Origin of the sequence: Pseudomonas sp. MTM4 (assembly GCF_019355055.1) — a bacterium.
Classification (GTDB): domain Bacteria; phylum Pseudomonadota; class Gammaproteobacteria; order Pseudomonadales; family Pseudomonadaceae; genus Stutzerimonas.
Window position 1 is genome coordinate 1538812 of the sequence record NZ_CP048411.1, and the last position, 23036, is coordinate 1561847.

Annotated in this window: 16 protein-coding genes, 1 other RNA gene and 1 pseudogene; 3 read left to right on the forward strand and 15 right to left on the reverse strand. The window is 54.8% G+C overall.

From position 1 onward, the window contains the following. From GYM54_RS06920 to ihfB, 10 genes are all read right to left on the reverse strand, one after another. Positions 1 to 1146: a glycosyltransferase gene (locus tag GYM54_RS06920; RefSeq protein WP_197445968.1), complete on the reverse strand. Its 1146-nt coding sequence runs from the start codon at positions 1144 to 1146 to the stop codon at positions 1 to 3. Next, positions 1146 to 2336, reverse strand: coding sequence for a glycosyltransferase (locus GYM54_RS06925; protein WP_197445967.1), 1191 nt, complete (start codon positions 2334 to 2336; stop codon positions 1146 to 1148). Before GYM54_RS06925 ends, GYM54_RS06920 begins: the two co-directional genes overlap by 1 nt. Further along, positions 2329 to 3549, reverse strand: a complete 1221-nt coding sequence (wzy, locus tag GYM54_RS06930; RefSeq protein ID WP_197445966.1) for an O-antigen polysaccharide polymerase Wzy — start codon at positions 3547 to 3549, stop codon at positions 2329 to 2331. Before wzy ends, GYM54_RS06925 begins: the two co-directional genes overlap by 8 nt. Next, positions 3546 to 4706, reverse strand: a complete 1161-nt coding sequence (locus GYM54_RS06935) for a hypothetical protein (protein ID WP_197445965.1) — start codon at positions 4704 to 4706, stop codon at positions 3546 to 3548. The genes wzy and GYM54_RS06935 overlap by 4 nt, the downstream gene beginning before the upstream one ends. A gap of 102 nt (positions 4707 to 4808) precedes the next feature. Continuing rightward, complete coding sequence (locus GYM54_RS06940) at positions 4809 to 5831, reverse strand: NAD-dependent epimerase/dehydratase family protein (protein WP_197445964.1); 1023 nt, start codon at positions 5829 to 5831, stop codon at positions 4809 to 4811. 99 nt (positions 5832 to 5930) lie between these two features. Then, complete coding sequence (gene tviB, locus GYM54_RS06945) at positions 5931 to 7208, reverse strand: Vi polysaccharide biosynthesis UDP-N-acetylglucosamine C-6 dehydrogenase TviB (protein ID WP_197445963.1); 1278 nt, start codon at positions 7206 to 7208, stop codon at positions 5931 to 5933. 86 nt (positions 7209 to 7294) lie between these two features. Next, positions 7295 to 8785, reverse strand: coding sequence for an MBL fold metallo-hydrolase (locus tag GYM54_RS06950; RefSeq protein WP_197446001.1), 1491 nt, complete (start codon positions 8783 to 8785; stop codon positions 7295 to 7297). Positions 8786 to 8915: 130 nt separating this feature from the next. Next, a complete protein-coding gene (locus GYM54_RS06955) occupies positions 8916 to 10196 on the reverse strand; it encodes a Wzz/FepE/Etk N-terminal domain-containing protein (protein WP_197445962.1) in 1281 nt (426 codons plus the stop codon). Positions 10197 to 10771: 575 nt separating this feature from the next. Then, positions 10772 to 12049 carry a Wzz/FepE/Etk N-terminal domain-containing protein gene (locus GYM54_RS06960; RefSeq protein ID WP_197445961.1) on the reverse strand — a complete coding sequence of 426 codons (1278 nt, stop codon included), beginning with the start codon at positions 12047 to 12049 and terminating at the stop codon, positions 10772 to 10774. 134 nt (positions 12050 to 12183) lie between these two features. After that, complete coding sequence (gene ihfB, locus GYM54_RS06965; RefSeq protein WP_045164450.1) at positions 12184 to 12468, reverse strand: integration host factor subunit beta; 285 nt, start codon at positions 12466 to 12468, stop codon at positions 12184 to 12186. Positions 12469 to 12912: 444 nt separating this feature from the next. Here ihfB and GYM54_RS06970 point away from each other — a divergent pair, with 444 nt between their 5' ends. Next, positions 12913 to 13359 (forward strand): transposase, encoded by a 447-nt coding sequence (locus tag GYM54_RS06970; RefSeq protein WP_197445960.1) that lies wholly within the window; start codon positions 12913 to 12915, stop codon positions 13357 to 13359. Positions 13360 to 14007: 648 nt separating this feature from the next. On the opposite strand, the pseudogene GYM54_RS06975 reads toward GYM54_RS06970, so the two are convergent. Further along, positions 14008 to 15710: pseudogene (locus GYM54_RS06975) on the reverse strand (DEAD/DEAH box helicase). A gap of 436 nt (positions 15711 to 16146) precedes the next feature. Further along, positions 16147 to 16896: a spermidine synthase gene (locus GYM54_RS06980; protein ID WP_181100935.1), complete on the reverse strand. Its 750-nt coding sequence runs from the start codon at positions 16894 to 16896 to the stop codon at positions 16147 to 16149. A gap of 115 nt (positions 16897 to 17011) precedes the next feature. Here GYM54_RS06980 and GYM54_RS06985 point away from each other — a divergent pair, with 115 nt between their 5' ends. After that, the gene (locus tag GYM54_RS06985) at positions 17012 to 18361 is read left to right on the forward strand and encodes a class II 3-deoxy-7-phosphoheptulonate synthase (protein ID WP_197446007.1); all 1350 of its coding nucleotides are present in this window, start codon (positions 17012 to 17014) and stop codon (positions 18359 to 18361) included. A gap of 610 nt (positions 18362 to 18971) precedes the next feature. Continuing rightward, complete coding sequence (locus tag GYM54_RS06990; protein WP_197446008.1) at positions 18972 to 20420, forward strand: DASS family sodium-coupled anion symporter; 1449 nt, start codon at positions 18972 to 18974, stop codon at positions 20418 to 20420. A 242-nt stretch (positions 20421 to 20662) separates the two neighbouring features. On the opposite strand, the gene efp is transcribed toward GYM54_RS06990, so the two are convergent. From efp to ffs, 3 genes are all read right to left on the reverse strand, one after another. Continuing rightward, complete coding sequence (efp, locus tag GYM54_RS06995) at positions 20663 to 21229, reverse strand: elongation factor P (RefSeq protein ID WP_003296422.1); 567 nt, start codon at positions 21227 to 21229, stop codon at positions 20663 to 20665. A 40-nt stretch (positions 21230 to 21269) separates the two neighbouring features. Further along, entirely contained in the window at positions 21270 to 22409 is a 1140-nt protein-coding gene (gene earP, locus GYM54_RS07000) for an elongation factor P maturation arginine rhamnosyltransferase EarP (RefSeq protein WP_197446009.1), read from the reverse strand. Positions 22410 to 22710: 301 nt separating this feature from the next. After that, an RNA gene (gene ffs, locus GYM54_RS07005) (signal recognition particle sRNA small type) lies at positions 22711 to 22807 on the reverse strand. Between the last annotated feature and the right edge of the window lie 229 nt (positions 22808 to 23036).

Genomic DNA, 23036 nt, shown 5'->3' on the forward strand with positions numbered 1-23036 from the left:
TCATCCCTTCCTATTCAGAATATCTTGATAGAACCCATACACAGCGCGACCGGTTTCTCGTATATCTAGGATATTTTGAGTAAACACACGACCAGCGTGAGCGCGCTTGATAGCCTCGTCAGGGTTACATAATATTTCTAAAATAGCGTTTGAAAGCATTGCAGGATCTCTTGGCGAAACCATCCAGCCCGTCTCGCCAGGAATAATAATATCTGGAAAACCACCAACACTAGTGGTGAGGGTTGGAACTCCCATCAGTAACGACTCAGCTGCGCCACCAAGATTCTCAGAGTGAGACGGGTGCACTACAAGATCAAAATCAGGATACAGTGAAGCGACATCACTTCTTGAACCTAAGAAAATCGCTTTGTCTTTCAGAATCTTTTTTCCGTACTTTTTCACTGCGCCGTAGTACTTTTCAGCCCCAACCCAAGCCCCCCCAACAAAAACGCAAACTACGTCGCTACGATGCTGAAGAACGAGCGACATAGCATCTATCAAATCCTCATGTCCTTTTATTCCTCTGCTTTGGCCAAGCCATTTTTTTGGTCCGTATGCATAAGCAACCATCCCAACAATCTTAACTCCATCAGGAACGCCCAATTCTCTCCTTAATACACCTTTGGCACTAGGTGAAAAGAGACCCGTATCGGTACCATAATATGTTAAAAACAGCTTACTAGCAGAAACCTTCGCATCAATATAATATTTTCTGGTTCTATTGCATGTCGCAATCCAATAGTCGTGGTCATTAGATAAAGCAATCTCGACAGCGCGCGTTAAACAACTTTCCAGGTGCAAAGGTCCAGGGACCTGAAAACAACGCGCCACACTCATTCGAAACAAAGCAATACGCATAAACAACGTCGTGCCTACGAAGTGCGAGTGAATGACGTCCGGCCTGATTTCTTTAACTAATCGACGAAAAGCATAAATAGAGCGAAACAACGAAAGTGGGTTTTTCAGCGAAGTTACATCACTAACAAGTATAACGACGTTAGCGCCTGCGGCCCGGTAAGCGCTCGCTGTACCTGTATCATTAGGTAAGGCAACCCACACTTCGCAACCCAAATCGATGAGAACTTTTATCTGCCGTAGAGCCCAGATAGCGCCTGACGTCGTTTTGACGAGGTGCAAGACTTTCATTATTTCTCTCCAGCCCGTGCCGCAAGATATTCATAAAATTCTATTCGCCGCCCTCGTAGAACACTCGACTCATAACTATGCGCCATGCGAATGTTATCTTCAGACATGGCCTTTCTCTGTGCGTAATCATCTATTAGATTGCAAATTAGATTAGCCAGCGAGACGTAATCCTCACGTTCAACCAGAAAGTTTGACGCGAGCAATTCAGGTATGCCACCTACATTAGTTCCAACAGAAGGAAGACCGCGTGCCATAGCTTCTATTAAAACCCGCGGCAGCCCTTCTGTCCTTGACGGGATAACAAACATGTCAGCCAAGTCCATTTCACGCAAAACCTGTTCCCGAGAAACTTTTCCCAAAAAAACAATATTTTTTGAAACCTCCAGCGAACGTGCAAGATATTCCAATTCGCTTTTAAAAGCCCCATCTCCAGCTAAAATGAGGTTGGCACGATGCCCAGAAGAAGCTATGCGTTCCATAGCTTTAATCATGATATCAAACCCTTTATATCGCTGCTCCATAGTACCAGCCATAAAAAGTCTGAACGCCTGCTCCTCACTCTTCCTTTTTATTAATCGGTCAGACACTATAATTTCACTAGGAAGATCAATGCTCGAATAAAATGTCGCATAAGCCCTAGATGAAGCAGGATAGCGCCGCTGCATTGTATGCTTAGTTACGTATGCCACAGCCTTTGCATGCTTGCAAGCAAGACGAGTGGCGGTCGTAAATACATACTCATAACATTTAGAAAACCTACCACCTACACCACCTACTGAAAAAACACTTTGAGGATCTCCAACCAGCTCAACGCCAAATACCTTTCGACTTACAAGAAGAAAAGGAAGCGCGATGCTACTTAAGATTCCCGGTAGCCTCAAAATATGTACACCACGGATCCGAGTTGTCATCCATACGGCAAATAGCACCTTATGAATTTTTATTAACAACTGTCGACCGCCCTTATAATAGGGCAGCTCGATAAATTTTAAGCGTGTATCCGCTATCATCCAATCAAGATTTTGGGGCATTAAATTTCTATCTGGCTCGGCACGAGCGACAATATAAACAAAGTCGTAAACCTCCAAATACCGGCGCCAAAAAAAACCACCAAATATATTCGAGTAATACACACCAGCGCTAGATCGCTGAAATCGCTCCTCTAAGTACACAACCAGAACTTTAGACATTGGTTGCTTTCACCTCACCCTTTCGCGACGTCAACCTTACCCTACCGCCGCTTGAAATTACCGACGCGAAAATATAGAAAAACAAACAATATGCCAGCGATTTCAAAACAACGAGCGACTCGCCGCGTATTGCATATATACCAAAGAAAAGAAAGTGATAGTACAACAAATATCCAAGATGACTTCGCCTTACAGCAAAGTGCTCTATCCATGCATAATAGTAGCCATACAATAAGAAAACAACCAGGACGCCCATAATTCCAAAGTTCAAATAAGCTTCTGCCTCCAGAGAGAAGCCGTAAGCGCCGGCCCCGTTAGAAACATAATTAGAGAACCACACCGAGCGAGACTCAGTTATTTTAACGAAACCAGCCGTCAGTAAATTCAAAATTGCAGACACATAAGACCCACCCCAAATCAACTCGCCGCCCTCTTCGAAATACTGCAAAACATTTGTCATAACCATGAGATTACTCCCTTGATTAAGTAGCGAAGACACAAACCCTTGATTAAAAACATCGGAGCGCCCGCCCGACATCAATACAAATAAAAAAACGAAACAAACAAAAAGTATTAATGGGTATCGCAAGCCGGTAAATACATCACGAATCAACCAAAAATATATTGGAAGAGCTAGAAGCAGAAAGTCCCGTTCTCCCATTAGGAGAGAGTAGAAGCAGTACAAAACCAAGCAAATGGTGAAAACAAGGTAATTACGTCTGACTTCGACGGTGAGCGCCATATAAGCTATAAGCGCGGCAGGGACCAGCGTTGCTACTGCATAATGATATATTCCTACAGCTAGTATTTTCTCCGTTTTATTCATACCAGACTGCACAATACCGATGTAATACAGCCAAACAAGTGCAAACACTACAAGCACTATCCCAAAAACAGGCAATACCAGAAAAATATTTTTCTTTCCTCCAGCGGCCGAATAAAAATCAGGGACCCGTTCAGACCGTGTGGGAAGCCAACTTCCCAGCATCATCGCAAAAACGGCAACAGACAATACCAGCAATGCTTTATGCAAATAATCGAACCGAATCCCTATATATACATGGTAACCAAGAAGTTGCGCGGCAAAAGGGCCTGCAAAAAAATATATATATAAAAGAAGGTAAATATCGATACCTGATAGTTTTTTGCGCCATGAAAATCTGCCGGCGAGTAAAATTACAAATACCACAAAGAAAACGCTAAAAATTGTCATATAGCAACCTTGCGGCGCCTGATACAAAGAAAGAAATAGCTTGCATGAGCAGCCTGAACTAACAAGCACATCCATATAGCACCTAACGCTCTGCTTAATGAATATCCAAGCAAGCCGAACACCAACGCGCCAGCTACAAAAGCAATCGACGATTTAAGCATCTGGCTATATTGGCGAGAAGCCATTACTCCAGATGCTAAAACGGAATTTGCGATAGCGACGAAACCTGACGCAGCGGTGAACATAAAAACCTCCTTTGCCACGTCACTGGATTCAATCTTATAAAGGGATAGGTAATATGATCCACCGCTTGTACCAAGCAACAAGATGCAGACGACTCCCCAAATCACAGAAAAGAAAAGCTGTACTCTTAGCATCATGCCAAAAGCATCTTTCGTGCTTCCTGACTGAAAACAGGCACTTAATGCTGTCAACCTAGTCTGCAAAATAACGTTGACTGCCACAGACAATCCAGTCACCAAAAAGGCACTAGCAGTATAAGCAGCCAAATAGGGCATTTCGTTATTTCCCCCGAGAATATAGCGAGGCATATTACTTTCTAAAGCAACAAAAAAACCGGAAATAGATAGCGCTAGGGAACTCAGCACCTCATTACGCCCTATCCAAACACCAGTATCATCATAAAATAAGATTGCAGTGAGGATAAAGCCAACGCACATAGGAACGATTAATATAACCAGCGATTCAAACCGCATCGCAACCAATAGGGGGCCAACTGTCGTCACAACACGGCAGCACCATAAAATACTGATAGACCGAATGCGCTTCTGGCTAATTAATTTAGCCAATGGTATATCAACAAGCAACTCAAAGGATTTAACAGCAAAAACAAGAATTGGAATAAACCAATACTCTATATTCCAACCCACAAAAAGAAAAAATATACAACATATGGCTGTTATAGACAGCCTAGATAAATACAAACAACTATCTGAAAAAACCTTATTAGCTGTAAGCAGGAAGTTCCTGTTTGGCAGTGCCGACAGTGTTGCGACAGGAGTGGCTATAGCCATCCAGTAAGACACGAGCCCAATACTCGCTTCCCCTCCGACGTTACCAGCAATAAATACGATGGACCAAGGCGAAAGGAAAGCTACAACTTGGTGCAGCCCTACCAATATAGATAATATACCCAAGTCGCCCACCAGCGTTCAAACTTGAAAAAACTCATTAGGTCGAAAATTCCTAGCTTACGGCTAAAATTATCGACATGAGTCCGAAGACCTTTTCATGCGCTACTAAATCAATTTACGAACATACCACGACATAGCTTCACGAACACCTTCAGATGCAGATATCGACGGATTATAGAAAAGTATATTTCTGGCCTTTGTAATATCGGCCCTTGAATGCCTTACATCTCCACCGCGAAACCCTCTGTACAGAATTTCGCTTTTAAAGAATACCCCTTGCTCATTCAAAGCTTTGCCGATAAGCACTGCGATCTCATTCAAAGTAGTTTGATCACCAACTGCGATATTATAGATATTGTCTTTTTCTGTTGAGCTTGCTGATGCGGCAAGTATGTTTGCCTGAATAACATTGTTAATATGACAAAAATCCCGGCTCGTTTCACCATCACCATTTATCCAAATTGGTTCATTTTTTAACATTGAACTAATCCATTTTGGAATAACAGCAGCATAGGCCCCGTCTGGGTCTTGGCGCTTACCGAATACGTTAAAGTAGCGCAGTCCAATCGTACTGAATCCATATGTGCGAGCAAATACGTCAGCATAAAGCTCATTGACATATTTGGTCACAGCGTAGGGCGAAAGAGGTTTCCCAATCACATCCTCAACCTTAGGAAGCCCAGGATGATCTCCGTATGTTGAACTGCTGGCAGCATAGGTGAAGCTTTCCACCTGAGCGTCGCGAGCGGCCACCAACATATTAAGGAAGCCATCAATATTGGTGCTGTTCGTTGTTATCGGATCATTGATCGACCGTGGTACGGAGCCTAGGGCTGCTTGATGCAGAACATAGTCAACGCCTGCGCACCCTCTGCGGCAATCGTCTAGGTTCCGGATATCACCCTCATTGAATCTGAACCGCGCCCATTGCCCCGCACTCACCAAACTTTTAACTTCATCCAGATTCCGCTGGTGGCCTGTGGCGAAATTATCCAGCCCAACCACATGCTGATTTAGCCGGAGCAGCGTTTCTAACAAGTTGGAGCCGATAAAGCCTGCCACTCCGGTTATCAACCAAGTTTTAGGCTTTAGAGGCAGTTCTTGCAGTAATAATTCGTAGCGAGTCATGAAGTTTCACTTGTTCTTAAAGGGAGCAGTGAAGGGAACCGTAAATTGAACATTCCCTCCTCTCGAGTTTTCCGTGACCGGGCCACCTGCTCAGGCCATTTATAAGCGCAGGTCGGACTCTTCAGCGCTCAGCAAATACTTTAGATCATATAGTACGTGTTCAGCCTTGCCGTACCGACGTATATTGTCAGCGCCCAAATCACGGAATTCGTTATGCGCTACAGCGAGCACGACACCATCGTACGCGTCGATTGCCGGTTCGGTTATTGGCGTGATTCCGTATTCATGCTGGGCTTCCGTGCCACTGACCCAAGGGTCATATACGTCAACCGCAATGTTGTATTCACCCAATTCGCTGATGATGTCCACTACCCGCGTGTTACGTAGGTCTGGACAATTTTCTTTGAACGCAAGCCCTAGTACGAGCACTCGTGCGCCGTCGACGTGGATTCGACGTTTCAGCATAGCTTTGACCAGCTGCGACACAACGTATGCGCCCATGCCATCGTTAAGGCGGCGACCAGCAAGAATAATTTCGGGATGGTAACCGATACTTTGGGCTTTATGAGTCAAATAGTACGGGTCTACCCCGATGCAGTGACCGCCGACCAGGCCTGGGCGAAAAGGCAGGAAGTTCCATTTGGTTCCTGCAGCTTGGAGTACTGCCTCGGTATCGATACCCATCCTGTTAAAGATAATTGCAAGCTCATTGATCAAGGCGATATTTAGATCGCGCTGGGTATTCTCAATGACCTTAGCGGCCTCAGCGACCTTGATGCTAGTAGCCTTGTGGGTCCCGGCTGTAATGATCTGGTTGTAAAGTTTATCAACCAAATCGGCGACTTCGGGAGTAGAACCTGAGGTAACCTTCTTGATGGTGGTGACCCGGTGCTCTTTGTCGCCTGGGTTGATGCGCTCTGGACTGTATCCGGCAAAGAAGTCAACGTTGAACTGCAGGCCAGACACTTTTTCCAAGACCGGTACGCAGTCTTCCTCGGTAGCTCCCGGATATACCGTGGATTCGTAGATGACAATATCGCCCTTCTTCAACACCTTACCGATACTCTGGGAAGCTTTAATCAGCGGTGTGAGATCTGGCTGCTTATGCTCGTCTATAGGCGTCGGCACAGTAACGACAAATACGTTGCAATCTCTAAGGTCGTCGAGTTTCGCTGTGTAGGTGAGATGTTCAGCTTGCTTAAGTTCGTCATCGCTAACTTCGAGAGTAGCATCGTGACCTCCTTGTAAAGCTTCAATGCGCGGGTTGTTGATATCGAAACCCACCACGGCACGCTGCTTCCCAAATTCCACAGCTAGCGGCAGGCCGACGTAGCCCAAGCCGATAATGGCGAGTTTTATCTCTTGCAAGCTGACCATCATTACATCCATCTAAATGATTAAAATTGAACTCAGCGGCCTTTCGCCTTTGGCTTGGTCCGCTACCGCTCCGTTAGAAGTATGCGTCAGGTAACGACGTGCACTGTTTCACCTTTGTATGCGTATTGTTTACTCAACTGGGCAGACAACACCCCCTTCGCCCCAACCTCCCCATGTACCGCTCGTATCTCACTCGGCCACTGCTGCATTCCGGTCACAAACTCCACCAACCCTTTCTGATCCGCATGCGCAGAGTAGCCGCCGATACTTGTGATGCCAGCACAGATATCGATGCGTTCGCCATCCAGGTCTACGTAGCCGCCTTTAGGTCCGTAGGTTTGGATGACATGTCCCGGCGTGCCCTTGGCTTGGTAGCCAACGAATAGGACGTTGTGCCTTTTATCGCCCAGCATGGCTTTGAGGTAATTGACGATACGGCCACCGCTACACATGCCACCGCCAGCGATGACGATCGCCGGGCGTGCGGTCTGGGCCAGATGCTGGACGATGCGTTGGTGGTCGCTGTGGCTGTCGATGGTAATCAGTTGCTCGAAGGCCAGCGGGCGGCGGCCGGACTGGATACGGTCGCGGGCCTCCTGGTTCCAAAAGGGTTTTAGGCTTCGGTAGGTCTCGGTGAAGCGGCTCGCGAGTGGCGAATCGAGGATGACGGGGAGTTCGGGCCAGTTTGTTTCGGTGTTGGACTTGGCGTCGGTGTTGTTCGCCGGCCCCCTCACCCCAGCCCTCTCCCCAGGGGGGAGAGGGGGTTGTGCGGTGTTGGGGCGGGCCTTGTTGATGATCTCTTCAAGCTCGTAGAGCAGCTCTTGGGTTCGGCCGATGCTGAATGCGGGAATGAGGACAGTGCCTTGGTCTTCGAGGGCTTGTTCGATGACGGCTTCGAGCCGCTTTCGGCGGTTGGCGCGGTCTTCGTGGAGGCGGTCGCCGTAGGTGCTTTCCAGCACCAGGATGTCGGCGCGCTCCGGTGATTCGGGCGGCATCAGGAAAGGTGCGTGCGGCGCGCCGAGGTCGCCGGAAAAGACTACGCGCTTGCTCTCCCCTGTTTGCGAGTAAGTCAGATCGATTTCGACATAGGCCGACCCGAGGATATGTCCAGCACGCTGCAACCGTATGCGCGCCAGCAATTCGTCGCTATCGGCCAGGGTGAACCATTGCTGATACGGCAGCGCGATGATCCGCTGCTCGACGAGGCGGATATATTTCTCGATCTGGACCTGATCACGGCTGAAGCCAAGCTTGAAGGCATCTTCCAGCACGATCGGCAGAAGCTTCGCGGAAGGCTCGCTGCACAGGATGGGACCATCGAAGCCTGCCGCGAGCAGGTAAGGAATGCGCCCGACGTGATCGATATGTACGTGGGTGGCGACCAGCGCTTTGATGGTATCCAGCGGGAATTCGATGGAGAGGCGATCCGCGCCGGGCTCATCAGGGATCGATGCGTCGTTGCCTTGGAACAGCCCGCAGTCGATCAGCAAGCTGGTGGTGGCGTTCATGCGCAGTTGGTGGCAGGAGCCGGTAACGCCGTCCTTGGCGCCGTGATGTTCTATTTGTGGATAGCTCATGGTTATTCCTTTAACGATGTCACCCAATGCGCGCGACAAACTAGTCACGTGCCCGCTGAAAAAATAAAGCGGGATTCTAAACGAGTTTCGGAGCTGCCGAGTTATCAGCAGCAATCCGACGGATGGATGGTCAGATCGTAACGACCGGACGACGCAGGTTTCGCACCAGTGCGATGAACAAACCGAGCATGCCGCCAAGCACCAAGGCGAGCGCGACGATCAGCGCCTTCCTAGGTTTGATGGGCCGGCTCGGCTCTACCGCAGCCTGGTCGATGGAGACCAACTTGAGCGATTCGGTATCGAACTGCAGGGCACGCAAGCGTGCGGCCTCCTCGCGCCAAGTGGCGAGGTCTTTGAGGAATAAGTCTTCGTTTTCGCGACTGTTGAGCACTTCGATCTGGCGGTTGTGCTGGAGCAGTTTGAGCTCGCGGGCGATCTGGGCAATGCGCGGCTCGGTGAAGTCATCGGAGCGGCGCGCGAGCAACGCTTTACGCTCGGCCTCGAGCGCATTGCTGCCCATGAAGTAGAGCGGAATTTGCTGATTGTTGACTTCAGTACGGATCACGCTGCCTTGGCCCGTGATTTCGGCGGCGCCAAGGGATGAAGGCGTAGTGGGTTTGCTGATACCCAACGAGGTTGCGATGCGGATCGCCTCGTTAAGTTGATTGATGCGGTTGTCACGGCGGGTTTTCAGTTGCTGGCGCAGCGCTGCCAATTCATCGTTCAATTCGGCGCGCTTGAGGGCGTCCGCCTCGCTCAGCTTGGCGATCTTGATTTCTTTACTCGCCTCGTAGTTGGCACGAGCGGCAGCCATGTTCTTTTCCAATTGGCTGAGTCGATTGCCGATGAGGGTGTCGAGATCGGCTGCGACCTGCTGACGTACATTATTAAGTGAGTACTGCACGAAGCCGTTGACGATCTGGACGCCGTTGAGGTCCTGCGGGTAGGTCAGCTGGATGCCAATGAAGGGAGTGGTGCTTTCGGCCTTTTTAGCATCAGGCTGCAGCAGCTCGAATGCGTCATCATTAAAGGACTCGAAGGTTTGTTCCAGGCTGCGGCCGGGCTGGGCCAAATCAGCGAAGAGCTGCTGATTGTCGCGGAAGAAACCGAGGCGGTTTTCGTAAGAATCGAGCGCAGCGCCAACTTCGGCCAATGCCTGCTTCGGTGACAGCTTGTAGATACCCAGGTGATTGAGTTCGTCCAGATCCTTGATCGCTGCTGGTCGCAATACGCTTTGGACTGTGTAGTAGCGCGTTGTAAGCATGGCGTAAGCAAGCCCAATGAGGCCAGCCAGGATGGTCACTGCGATGATCAGCGTTTTTTGCTTCCATAGCGCGCTGACGAGCTGGACCAGATCAATTTCATCATGGGTAGCAGAATGAAGGTGTTGCGGGGGGACTACAGCGTTCACGTCGAATTCCGTCTCGTCGGTTAGGCAGCGCAGCGAAAGGCTGCGCGATCTGAAAAAGATTGAAAAGTTCCATCCAACCTTTAGCGGGTTGGCATTTTGCCACCTAGATCACAAAAAACAAGCGGACCGATTAAAGGAGACGAAGGGCAAAACGCCGCAGGTGACGAGTGGTATCTATTAAGGGCTTTCGAGAGAAGTCGTTGAGCTAGCCGGTTGCCTAACAAGCGAAGAGCTTCGCCCCGGGGGCGGGCCTCCCACAGAAGCTGCGAGGTATCGTCAAGATTTGTAGGGCGCGCGCCCTCGCGGCGAATGCAAACGCAGGCCTGCCCGGGGGGCAGTGCGTGCTTCATGGAAATGCTAGGGGGTTGGGTTCATGGTCCATGACGATGCCAGCTACCTGAGCCCGTTCGCCCCGGGGGCGGGCCTCCCACAAGAGCTGTGAGGTGTCGCCAAGGTTGTAGGAGGCGCGACCTCGCGGCGAATGCTTAGAACTGAGCAGTAGCGGGCGATGGAATGTCCGCGCGATGCGGGCAATGCAGAGTAAATAGGCTGCTGGAGCGTCAACAGCCTATTGATCAGCGAAGAGCGGTGTTTGGTTCGTTGTTACGTGCTACTAGGCTGCGTACCAGCGCGACGAACACACCCAGCATCCCACCGAACACGATGCCTAACGCCAGGATCATGGTCTTTTTAGGTTTGATTGGGTTGAGAGATTGCAGAGCTGGCTGATCCAATCGGACCAGCCTCAACCTTTCCGTGTCTAGCTTGATGCCTTTCAGGCGGGCGGCTTCTTCACGCAGCTCGGCGAGGTTGGTTAGATAAAGATCTTCGCCATCACGCTCCTTCAGGATTTCTACTTCCCGATTGTGCTTGAGCATGGCCAGCTCCGACTGAATTTCAGCGATGCGGGGTTCTATGAAGTCGTCGGAAGTCCGAGCTGCAAGCGCATCGCGCTCGGCAGTTAGTGCTTCGGTACCCATGAAGTAAAGCGGCGCTTTCTGATTGGTAACCTCGGTGCGAATGACCTGAGTACCGCTAGGAGGTGATGCCGTCATAGCTGATGGGCTTGTTGGGGTACGAATCCCAAGTGATTCAGCAATTGTGATCGCCTCGTTAAGCTCCTGAATACGGTTCATTCGACGGGTCTTGAGCTCGACACGTAACGCTGTGAGTTCATCCTGTAATTCGGCGCGCTTCAAGGCGTCCTCTTCCAGCAGCGCTGCGATCTTCGCCTCTTTAGTAGCCGAATAACTTGCGCGCTGAGCCTCCATGTTCATATCCAGGCTGGCCAAGCGGTTTTTGATCAGGCTTTCAAGGTCTTCCGCGATTTCGCGACGCTCAAGCTCAAGTACATGCGCGACGAAGCCATTGACCACCGCAGCGCCATCCATTCCTTTAGGGTAGGTCAGCCTAAGCCCGACGAAGGCGCTTCGGTTGTCCGTGCGCTTGGGATCAGGAAAGAGCATTTCGAAGGCGTTTTCGTTGAAATCGGCAAATGCCTGCTCAAGCGAGTCGCCACGCTTCTCAATCTGCTGGAAAAGCTCTTGGTTATTCAGAAAGAAGTCGAGCCGGTTGTCATAGGATGAAAGCGCACCGGCTACTCTGTTGATGGCCTCTTCCGGGGTGAGCTTGTAGATGCCGGTCTCGTTGAGTTGATCCAGGCTGCTCTGAGGGACGGGGCGTAGATAAGTTCTTGTCTGGTAGTAAGGAGTCGCAAGGAAAGCGTAAGCGGCTGCGATAAGCGTAACGACCGCCGCTATTCCGAGAATCAGAAGCTTCTGACGCCAAAGCGCCCGAAACAGCTCGACTAGGTCTATCTCTTCAGCTGTGGAGGTTTGGTACTGCACGGTCATCCCAACTCCTTGTTATAAATGCGCTTCAATGCAAAGCAGGCGAACCGGAGTTAGTGCACGGTTAAGCCGGAAAGTTCGCTCACGCTGAAATTTTGCGACTTCTAAGAGAGAGATTATGAGTGCGACTGCGCTCGTTATTCTTCTTCGTTCACCCGATCACGCAATTCTTTGCCCGGCTTGAAATGCGGGACGAATTTGCCATCGAGCGGGACGGACTGGCCGGTCTTGGGGTTACGGCCGACGCGCGGGGCGCGGTAATGGAGAGAGAAACTGCCGAAGCCGCGGATTTCGATACGGTCTCCGGTCGCCAGTGCTTGGGCCATTTGCTCAAGCATGGTCTTGATTGCCAGTTCCACATCCTTGGACGAAAGCAGCCCTTGTTGGGTGACGATACGCTCGATCAACTCCGACTTGGTCATGGTTTTCCCTTCGTTTTCAAGCGGCTAGATCATTTGGGTTGCGTTCGTTTGTAGCATGTTGTTCAGAGTTTGAACAGCCTGGACGATGGTAAGGGTCATTGACAGCTGGTGCATGGTCTGGGTGTAGGCTCGCCCATGAAAGCAGTTCGGATACTTTTGCTCTTGTTGGGGCCTGACCTCGGGGCGAAGCTTTTGCTCTTGTGCTGGCATGGGGTTCGCATTCGCCGCGAGGGCGCCTCCTACAACAGCGTCGAGCAGCGTGCTTTTTGTGGGAGGCCCAACCTCGGGGCGAGGCCTTTGCTCTTGTGCTGGCATAAGGGTCGCTTTCGCCGCGAGGGCGCGCCTCCTACAAGAGGGTGTGGGGTGGGTTTGAGTTTTGTGCGGGAGGCACGGCCAGGGTGAGGCATTGGCACTACGCTGCGGGCTAGATAACAAGGAGTTCGAATGAGCAAGGGCGCTTATTTTTCATCAAGCCGACTACGTGCGGGTCGATGGTCCAATGAAGGACAGATTTATCTGGTCACGGCAGTTACAAAACATCGCCGGCCAATCTTCCAGGACTTCCTCACTGCTCGGGAGCTGATTCGCGTCATGCGAGACGATGCGGCACGGGACTCGCACGAAACATTAGCTTTTGTTGTGATGCCGGATCATCTGCATTGGCTGCTGGAGTTGCGACAAGAATCATTGTCGCGACTGGTAGGGCGGGTGAAGTCGATATCAGCGAGGCATATCGGCGGTCGGATTTGGCAGGATGGGTTTCATGATCGCGCGTTGCGCAAGGATGAGGATCTTCAGGCGATGGCGAGATATGTCGTTGCCAATCCGCTAAGGGCGGGGCTGGTAGAGCGGATCGGCGATTATCCGCATTGGGATGCAGTTTGGTTGTAATAGGTAAAAACTGCCGCGCTTTGCACCATCCTTTCACCGCAAGCGCGCCTCCTACGAACAGTGTCGGGGCAGCGTGCTTTTTGGGGAGGCCCGACCTCGGGGCGAAGCTTTCTGCTTTTGAGCTGCATAGGGTGCGCATTCGCCGCGGGGGCGCGCCTCCTACAAGCAGTGTTGGGCAGCGTGCTTTTTGTGGGAGGCCCGACCTCGGGGCGAAGCTTTCTGCTTTTGAGCTGCATAGAGTGCGCGTTCGCCGCGGGGGCGCGCCTCCTACAAGCAGTGTTGGGGCAGCGTGCTTTTTGTGGGAGGCCCGACCTCGGGGCGAAGCTTTCTGCTTTTGAGCTGCATAGAGTGCGCGTTCGCCGCGGGGGCGCGCCTCCTACAAGCAGTGTTGGGGCAGCGTGCTTTTTGTGGGAGGCCCGACCTCGGGGCGAAGCTTTCTGCTTTTGAGCTGCATAGAGTGCGCGTTCGCCGCGGGGGCGCGCCTCCTACAAGCAGTGTTGGGGCAGCGTGCTTTTTGTGGGAGGCCCGACGTCGGGGCGAAGCTTTTTTTGGGGTGCGCTCGTTAGCAGGCCTCCTTGAAAACGGTAGGGTCGTGAAACAAAAAAGGGGTGGGCTATCAAGCCCACCCCTTTGATCACCTCAGGACGATCAATCCTCGCGATAGCGACGCAGCTTGAGTTGCTTGCCGCCGACGCGGGTGTCCTTGAGTTTGCCCAGCAGACGCTCCAGGCCTTCTTCCGGCAGCTCGACCAGGCTGAAGCTGTCACGCACCTGGATGCGGCCGATGGCTTCGCGGGCCAGGCCGCCTTCATTGAGGATGGCGCCGAGCAGGTTGCGGGCGGCGATGCCGTCGCGGGCGCCCAGCGGAGTACGGCAACGGGCGCGACCTTCGGCCAGCGGAATCGGCGCACGACGCTCACGGTCACCGCTGCGCTCTGGACGATCGGAACGCTCAGCGCGTTCACGCGGGCTGCTGGTCGGAACCAGCGGCTGCTCTTTTTCGACGTCAGCCAGAGTCAGCGCCTGACCATTGGTAGCCTTGCGCAACAGCGCAGCGGCCAATGCACGAGGGCTGCAGCCGATATCGGCAACCAGCTTGTCGAGCAGTTCGCCATGGCTGGCTTCGGCATCAGCTACCAGCGGCGACAGGCTGCTGGTGAGTTTCTTGATGCGCGCATCCAACACCTGCTGGGCGTTAGGCAGACGGGCCTCGGCAACCTTTTGGTTGGTAACGCGCTCGATGACCTGCAGCATGCGGCGCTCACGTGGAGTGACCAGCAGCAGTGCGCGACCCTCGCGACCAGCACGGCCAGTACGGCCGATGCGGTGCACGTAGGACTCCGGATCGTAGGGCATGTCCACGTTGAATACGTGGGTGATACGGGCCACGTCGAGGCCACGGGCAGCGACGTCAGTAGCGACGACGATGTCCAGACGACCATCCTTGAGCGATTCGATTACGCGCTCGCGCTGATTCTGAGCGATGTCGCCATTCAGTGCGGCAGCCTTGTAGCCCTTGGCTTCCAACGCAGCGGCCAGATCAAGAGTGGCTTGTTTGGTACGTACGAAGGCGATCAGCGCGTCGAAATCTTCGACTTCCAGCAAACGCAGCACGGCCGGGATTTTCTGGTCGGCATGAACCATCAGGTGCGCCTGCTCGATGCGGGCGACGGTCTGGGTCTTAGCGGCGATCTTGATGTGCTGCGGCTCGCGCAGGTGCTTCTCGGCGATGGCGCGGATGGAGTGCGGCAGGGTCGCGGAGAACAGCACGCTCTGGCGGCTTTCCGGCATGGCTTCGAAGATGACTTCGAGGTCATCCATGAAGCCCAGCTTCAGCATTTCGTCGGCTTCGTCGAGTACCAGGTACTGGATGGTCGACAGCAGCGCGCTGTTGCGGCTTAGGTGGTCGACCAGACGGCCAGGGGTGGCGACGATAATTTGCGCGCCTTGGCGGATGGCTTTGAGCTGCGGCCCCATCGGGGCGCCACCGTACACGGCGACAACGCCAACGCCAGGCATCTGCTTGGAATAGGTTTCGAACGCGGTAGCGACCTGCAGGGCGAGTTCGCGGGTTGGCGCGAGGATCAGCGCCTGTGGCTCACGCTTGGCCGGATCGATTTTGGACAGAATGGGCAGCGCGAAGGCTGCGGTCTTGCCGGTACCGGTCTGGGCCTGGCCGATCATGTCGTGGCCGCCGAGAATTACCGGGATAGCCTGGCTCTGGATCGCCGAAGGCTCTTCGTAGCCCACCGCGATAACAGCAGCGAGTACAGAAGGATGAATACCGAGTGCGGCAAAGCCGCCGATTTCCTGGGTCATGGGTCTTTTCCTGATGCTCCGCAAAGACCCATGTTCCGAAGCTGCGCATGCCATGCAAAACCCGAAGGTCACCCTGGCAGCCTGGTCGGCGGGGTTTGCGAAAACGTATTGAATGATGAATCGTCTAGGACAGCCGCGAGAAGCGGACAGCAGCCGAAGCAGCGCTTCGTGTGTTGCAGTACCTGAACGCAGGCTGGGTTTCAGCCGGCGCGTACTATACCGGAATTCTGTGAAGCTGTGCGCGCATTTTGTCTTGTGGGTTAAGTTCGTGGCGACTCGGCGGGGGACCGCGTTTTGCTTTGGCTATGTCTGCGTTAAGTGTTGGGGTTGGTGCAAAGCGGTCAGCGTGGGCTAACGCGGAACGCCGCCCGGCCACCCTACAAGGCTCGGAGCCTTTTCCGAACCAATTGGCAACAGCTTCCTTTGCTTTTCGCCTCGGGGCGGCGTGAGGCTGCGACCTCCCTGCCTTTAACTGGCTGGTCGTAGCGCATCGATTAGTGAATCCAGTGAATAACCAAGACGCGGTGCCAGGGTCGCGGCGCGCTCGCGCAAGGCGGGTATATCGAGCATCTGCTCCAGATCGGCCGGAACGAACAGTACGACATTGCCCTCCTTCACCGGGCACTCCCAATAATGGCGGTGGAACAGACCGCGCAGCAGGGCAGCACCAAGCGGTTTGTCTTCGTCAGTGCCCCACTGATTGATGATCAGCCAACCGTCTGGGTTCAGCTTCTGCTGACAGCGTTCGAGAAAGCGCCATGCCAGATGCGCCGCGGCCGGGCCCACATCGGTGTAGAGGTCGACGAATATCAGATCGGCGGTTTCGGCCGAGTCGAGCAGCTCTAACGCGTCACCGATGCGTATGTAGAGCCGCGAGTCGCTCTGCAGGCCCAAATAACGCATTGCCAGCTCCGGCACGTCCGGGCGCAGTTCGATGGCCTCGACGTCTTCCAGAGGCAGGAATTCGAGGCACGCTTGAGTCAGCGTCCCCGCGCCGAGGCCGAGAAACAGGGCGGTCTCGGGCTGTGCATGCATTAGGCCGCCCATCAGCATGGCGCGTGTGTAGTCGTACTCCAACCAGCTTGGGTCTCGCGTGAACACACAGCTTTGCTCGACCGCCGCGCCGAACTCGAGAAATCGGTAATCCCCTACTTCCAGCACGCGGATCAAGCCAAAAGCGTCATGTACTTCGGCCAGCATTACTTCCTGCTTGTCCATTGCGCTCACTCCAAACCGGTCGGCGCATCTTAGCAGCCTGATTGGCAAGGGCTATCAGCTACGGCGCAGCGCATCAGGTAAAATCCGCGCACTTTTCGCGCAGAGAATCTATTCGATGAGCCATACCTGGAACCCGACCAGCTGGAGAAACAAACCCATCCAGCAGCAGCCCGACTATCCTGACGCCGAGCATCTCCAGCGTGTCGAGGCGACCCTGGCGAGCCTGCCGCCGCTGGTATTCGCTGGCGAGGCGCGGGAGCTGCGCCGACAGTTCGCCGAGGTGACCCAGGGCCGCGCCTTCCTTCTGCAGGGTGGAGATTGCGCGGAAAGCTTCGCCGAGTTTTCCGCACCGAAAATACGCGACACCTTCAAGGTGCTGCTCCAGATGGCAGTGGTCATGACCTTCGCCGCGGGCTGCCCGGTGATTAAGGTCGGCCGCATGGCCGGGCAATTCGCCAAGCCGCGTTCCTCTGGCAACGAGACCATCGATGGCGTCACCCTGCCCGCCTACCGCGGCGATATCGTCAACGGTATCGATTTTGACGAGAAAAGCCGCGTGCCGGATCCGGATCGTCTGCTGCAGGCCTATCATCAATCCACGTCCAGCCTGAACCTGCTGCGCGCCTTCGCCCAGGGCGGTTTTGCCGATCTGCACCAGGTGCATCAATGGAATCTCGATTTCATCGCCAACTCGCAGATGGCGGAGAAGTACCACCGGCTGGGCGCGCGGATCGATCAGGCGCTCAGATTCATGCGCGCCTGCGGGATGGACAACGCACCGCAGCTACGCGAAACCAGCTTTTTCACCGCTCACGAGGCGCTGCTGCTGAACTATGAGCAGGCATTCGTACGTCAGGACAGCCTGACCGGCGGCTGGTACGACTGCTCGGCGCATATGCTCTGGATCGGCGACCGCACGCGGCAACTGGACGGTGCCCATGTCGAGTTTCTGCGCGGCGTGGGCAACCCGATCGGGGTGAAGGTCGGGCCAAGTATGGACAGCGAGGAATTGATCCGCCTGATCGATATACTCAATCCAGAGAACGATCCGGGTCGCTTGAACCTCATCGTGCGAATGGGTGCCGACAAGGTCGAAGCAGGTCTGCCACGCCTGATCCAGACGGTGCAGGCCGAAGGCCGCCAGGTGCTGTGGAGTTCGGACCCGATGCACGGCAACACCATGAAGGCATCCAGCGGTTACAAGACTCGGGACTTCGCTCGGGTTCTCGCCGAAGTGCGGCAGTTCTTCGACGTGCACCGCGCCGAGGGCAGCTACCCGGGCGGCATTCATATCGAGATGACCGGGCAGAACGTCACCGAGTGCATCGGCGGTTCGCGCCCGATTACCGAGGACGGCCTTTCCGATCGCTATCACACCCACTGCGATCCGCGGCTCAACGCCGATCAATCGCTGGAAATGGCGTTCATGATTGCCGAGACGCTGAAGCAGGTGCGGCCGAGCTGATAACTCTTACCGCTTGTAGGGTGGGCCGGGGCGGCGGTCCGCTTCAGCCCACCAATCAAACCTGAAAATCCCGGTGGGCTGAAGCCCACCCTACGCGTTGCCCCCGCTGCGGCAGTTTGAAGCCGCTCAAGGCTTCTCCTGTCGTACTGCGGCCTGCACGGATCGGCAAGAGGCCAGCACCACACCGCGCAGTGCTGTCTGAATCTCCTGATGCGGTACGCCATCGTGATTGGGCGGCTTGTAGGGTGGGCCGGGCGGCGTTCCGCTTCAGCCCACCAATCAAACTTGAAAATCCCGGTGGGCTGAAGCCCCACCCTACGCGTTGCCCCCGCTGCGGCAGTTTGAAGCCGCTCAAGGCTTCTCCTGTCGTACTGCGGCTTGCCTGCACGGATTGACAAGAGGCCGGCACCACACCGCGCAGTGCTGTCTAAATCGCTTGATGCAGTACGTCATCGTGATCGGCCAGCAGTGGAGTCCGTATTAATTAGCAAACTAATCATTAGTCTAACCACTAATTCGCTTGCTAATTAATGGCTGTAGAATCCGCGCTGCATTTGACCCGGATTTCCTACGCCCTCTCGCAGCCGGGTCATCGAAAGAGGAAACCTTCATGACCGATTCACCAGAGAACAAAGAAGCGGCCCTGGCAGCCTCCATCGGCCTTTTTCTCGGACCGCTGCTCTTGTTGCTTTGCATCCTGGCCGATCCGCCTGGCGGGCTCTCGGACGTCGCCTGGTTAACCGTCGGTATGGCGGCGTTGATGGCCGTCTGGTGGGCCACCGAGGCCATCCCGATCCCGGCCACCTCATTGCTGCCCATCCTGCTGATTCCCTTGCTGGGTATCGATACGCTGGCTAAGGCCACCGCGCCCTATGCCAACCCGACAATTTTTCTGTTCTTTGGCGGCTTTCTGCTTGGCCTGGCCATGCAGCGCTGGAACCTGCATAAGCGCATCGCATTGGCGACGCTGCTGGCCGTCGGCAACGCGCCCAGCCGGCAGATTGCGGGGTTCATGATCGCCACGGCCTTCATCAGTATGTGGGTGAGCAACACCGCCACCAGCATCATGATGCTGCCCATCGGCATTTCCGTGATTGCCCTGCTCGTTGAAGGCAGCGAGGAAAAAGAAGGCACACGCTTCGCCACCGCCCTGCTGCTGGGTATCGCTTATGCGGCAAGCGTCGGCGGCATTGCGACTCTGATCGGAACACCGCCCAACGCCCTGCTCGCCGCTTTTCTGCGCGACACCTATGACGTTCATATCGGCTTCGGCCAGTGGATGCTGCTAGGCGTGCCGGTCAGCGTCGGCATGCTGCTGTTCATCTGGTGGTGGCTGACCCGTGGCGGTTTCAAACTGGCCGGCGGAGATAGCCGCGCCATGCTGGAACAGGAAATGGCTACGCTCGGCCCCATGTCCAAGGCAGAGAAAATGGTCGCAGTGGTGTTCAGCCTGGCTGCGGCGGCGTGGATTTTCCAGCCGTTTCTGGTCGAGTACATCGATGGCGTGAACGACACCAGCATCGCCATCGCCGCGGCGCTAATCCTGTTCCTCATCCCGGTCGACATGAAGAACCGGGTGTTCCTGATGGACTGGGATACCGCCAACAAAGTCCCGTGGGGGGTTCTGTTACTCTTCGGCGGCGGCTTGTCGCTAGCCGGTGTGATCGGCGCTTCAGGGCTCGCCGAGTGGATTGCCGAAAGCCTGCAGGGCTTCGGTATGCTCCCACTGATTCTGATGATCGGCCTGGTGGCGCTGGTGATCACCTTCCTCACCGAAATCACCTCCAACACCGCGACTGCAGCCGCCTTTTTGCCACTGCTGGGCGCGCTTGCCGTGGCACAGGGCCTGCCACCGGAAATGCTGGCGATTCCCGCCGCCATCGCCGCCAGCTGCGCCTTCATGATGCCGGTGGCGACCCCGCCGAATGCCATCGTGTTCGGCACCGGTCAAGTCAGCATTCAGTCGATGATCAAGGCCGGTTTCGCTTTGAACATCTTTGGCGTGTTCCTGGTGACTGGCCTTTGCTATCTGATGGTCGGCTGGCTCTGGGCCAACTGAGCCTCTGACACCATTCTGCGGCTGCACCGTAGGGCCCGAATTCATTCGGTCGCAAGATTGAAGAAGCCGAACAAGCTCGGTCCTACGAGCCACACAACTTTCCGCGCCGGGTTCCGGTGCGGTCGCGCCGAAACAGGAAGAGATTCCAGCTGAATCGCGAAGGCGCTGGCAACCCTCCCGTTCCTGTTCACCCACCCACAAAAAAGCCCGGCATCGCCGGGCTTTTTGCAATCCTGCGAAGGTCAGGCCTTGACGCGGGATTTGTACTCGCCGGTACGGGTATCGATCTCGATCGAGTCTCCGATTTCGCAGAAGGCGGAAACCTGCAGCTCTGCACCGTTCTTCAGGCGGGCAGTCTTCATGACTTTGCCGGAGGTGTCGCCACGTACGGACGGCTCGGTGTAGACGATTTCACGAACGATGGTGGTCGGCAGTTCGACCGAGATCACCTTGTCGTTGTAGAAGACAGCTTCGCAGACGTCGGTCATGCCGTCTTCGATGAAGGTCATCACGCCTTCGAGGTCGTCTTTTTCGATTTCGTACTGGTTGAACTCTTCGTCCATGAAGACGTAGAGCGGGTCAGCGAAGTAGGAGTAGGTCACTTCCTTACGCTCGAGAATCACCGGCTCAAGCTTGTCGTCGGCCTTGTATACGGTCTCGGTAGCGGAACCATTGAGCAGGTTCTTCAGCTTCATCTTGACCACGGCACTGTTACGGCCGGACTTGTTGAACTCGGCTTTCTGGATGACCCAGGGTGCGCCGTTGATGATGGCCACCTGGCCGGCACGGAACTCTTGTGCGGTTTTCATACGAATATCCGATGGGATTAGAGACAAAACAGGCCGCGTATCATAGCCAATCTGTGTAAAAAAACACCAGCTTTCCGGCTAGATCGCCGTTGGCAACCTGCTTGTGCGTCCAGCGTTCGGCATGAGCGATCAGCTCCGCCTCATGACGGAGCAAGTCGGACCAGGCCGCCCCGCTCCCCTCGCCCTTGTTCCAGGCATGCCAGAAGTTCTTGAGCGCGACGGCGACCGCTGGCGCCAGGTCGCACAGATAGAGTTCGAGGAAGGCGTTGAGTTTGACCCAGTGGGCATCTTCCTCCTGCGGGTAGATGTGCCAGACCAATGTGCGCCCAGCCCACTGCGCGCGGATGAACGATTCCTCGCCGCGCACGGCGTTGAAGTCGCAGCACCACAACAACATGTCGTACTCGTTCTGAGTCATGAACGGCAGCACAGCGATCTGCAGCGCCCCACGGCTATGGCGATCGCCGGCTCGAAGCTGCTCTACCCCTAGCCAGCGTGCGACATCGCCGAGGACCCTACCTTCAGGAACCATTAGTTGCGTTGGGCGCATATCCACCGCCAATGCATCGAGCCATCCCGCAACGGCCGGGTTTTCGTAGGCGAACAGCGAGACCAATCGCGCGCCGGGTTCTGCCGTTAAACCAAGGCTCTGCAGAAAAGCTTCGCGCAGCGTCGGATCGCACTGGAACGCCTCCCTTCGCGCCATCAGGTCACCTTCGCGAATCAGGCCGCCAGTGCCCTGCTCGAATCCCGGGAAGAAGAAGTACTTCTGCAGGCCATCGGGCTGCATCGAAGGTAGAGCATGACAGCCGACCACCCAGTCCTCGGCGCTCAGGTATTCCAGGTTGAGCCAGAGAATGCGGCGCTCGCTATTGGCCATCGCCTCGATATAGGCGGCGGGCAACTGGCAGGCGAACGCTTCTATCACCACGTCCGCAGGCTCGGCGCCAGGCCATTCGGGCAGCCAGTGCCGCACGTCGACACCGTCATGCCATTGCTGGCTGGCCGTGGCGCTGCTACCCGGACAGAGTCGGGCAAAGGTATCGAGATCGTCGACCCACAAACGCACCCGCTGACCATGCTCGGCAACCAACTGCCGCGCCAGACGCCAGGTCACGCCGATGTCGCCGTAGTTATCGACGACCACACAGAAGATGTCCCAGCTTGCTTTGACCGACAAACCAATACTCCTTGAACGAGAGATGCCAGGTAATCGAGCCTGGATGATACTCGCGAAGAATACAGATCACGGCAGGCCTGCGGCCTGCATTCGCCGCGAGGTCGCGCCTCCTACAATAGTTCGGTGCGCGTTGGCTCCTTTGTAGGAGGCCCGGCTCGGGGCGGAGCTTTATGCTTTCGACCCCCGTCCGCCATTGATCATGAGAAACAAGCGGGCACGCAGACTCGCCGAATCTCATAAAGAGGTCGGTGCATCGAACGATAGAAATAAGGGGGAATGAGATCGTCGTTATGGAGGTGAACCCTACCAGCCACACCCCGGCACACAATGTCACCGCTGCGGCTGCTCCCTTCCGGGCCTGACCGGGTTCACGGCTGATCGTTGCGAGGGGACCGGCAGGGCCCACCATAACGAAACCCGCCTGGCGGCGAGCGGCGCCATTGTACCGGCTTATTCCCAACTTACAACCAATCCCTTTACGCGCTAACGCATTGACTCGTCGGGCTTTAACGAGCCTACCAAATGGCGGCGTCGCGTCGATGACGCTGCAGGCTTGGCTTATTGACGAACGAAGCGTCTGCGACCAGCAAGACCAATGACACGAAGCTTCATGAGCGGGCCCAACTT

Coding starts and splice junctions, on each gene's coding strand:
- GYM54_RS06920 (WP_197445968.1), bottom strand. CDS start 1,146: ATGAAAGTCTTGCACCTCGTCAAAACGACGTCAGGCGCTATCTGGGCT.
- GYM54_RS06925 (WP_197445967.1), bottom strand. CDS start 2,336: ATGTCTAAAGTTCTGGTTGTGTACTTAGAGGAGCGATTTCAGCGATCT.
- wzy (WP_197445966.1), bottom strand. CDS start 3,549: ATGACAATTTTTAGCGTTTTCTTTGTGGTATTTGTAATTTTACTCGCC.
- GYM54_RS06940 (WP_197445964.1), bottom strand. CDS start 5,831: ATGACTCGCTACGAATTATTACTGCAAGAACTGCCTCTAAAGCCTAAA.
- tviB (WP_197445963.1), bottom strand. CDS start 7,208: ATGGTCAGCTTGCAAGAGATAAAACTCGCCATTATCGGCTTGGGCTAC.
- GYM54_RS06950 (WP_197446001.1), bottom strand. CDS start 8,785: ATGAGCTATCCACAAATAGAACATCACGGCGCCAAGGACGGCGTTACC.
- GYM54_RS06960 (WP_197445961.1), bottom strand. CDS start 12,049: ATGACCGTGCAGTACCAAACCTCCACAGCTGAAGAGATAGACCTAGTC.
- ihfB (WP_045164450.1), bottom strand. CDS start 12,468: ATGACCAAGTCGGAGTTGATCGAGCGTATCGTCACCCAACAAGGGCTG.
- GYM54_RS06970 (WP_197445960.1), top strand. CDS start 12,913: ATGAGCAAGGGCGCTTATTTTTCATCAAGCCGACTACGTGCGGGTCGA.
- GYM54_RS06980 (WP_181100935.1), bottom strand. CDS start 16,896: ATGGACAAGCAGGAAGTAATGCTGGCCGAAGTACATGACGCTTTTGGC.
- GYM54_RS06985 (WP_197446007.1), top strand. CDS start 17,012: ATGAGCCATACCTGGAACCCGACCAGCTGGAGAAACAAACCCATCCAG.
- GYM54_RS06990 (WP_197446008.1), top strand. CDS start 18,972: ATGACCGATTCACCAGAGAACAAAGAAGCGGCCCTGGCAGCCTCCATC.
- efp (WP_003296422.1), bottom strand. CDS start 21,229: ATGAAAACCGCACAAGAGTTCCGTGCCGGCCAGGTGGCCATCATCAAC.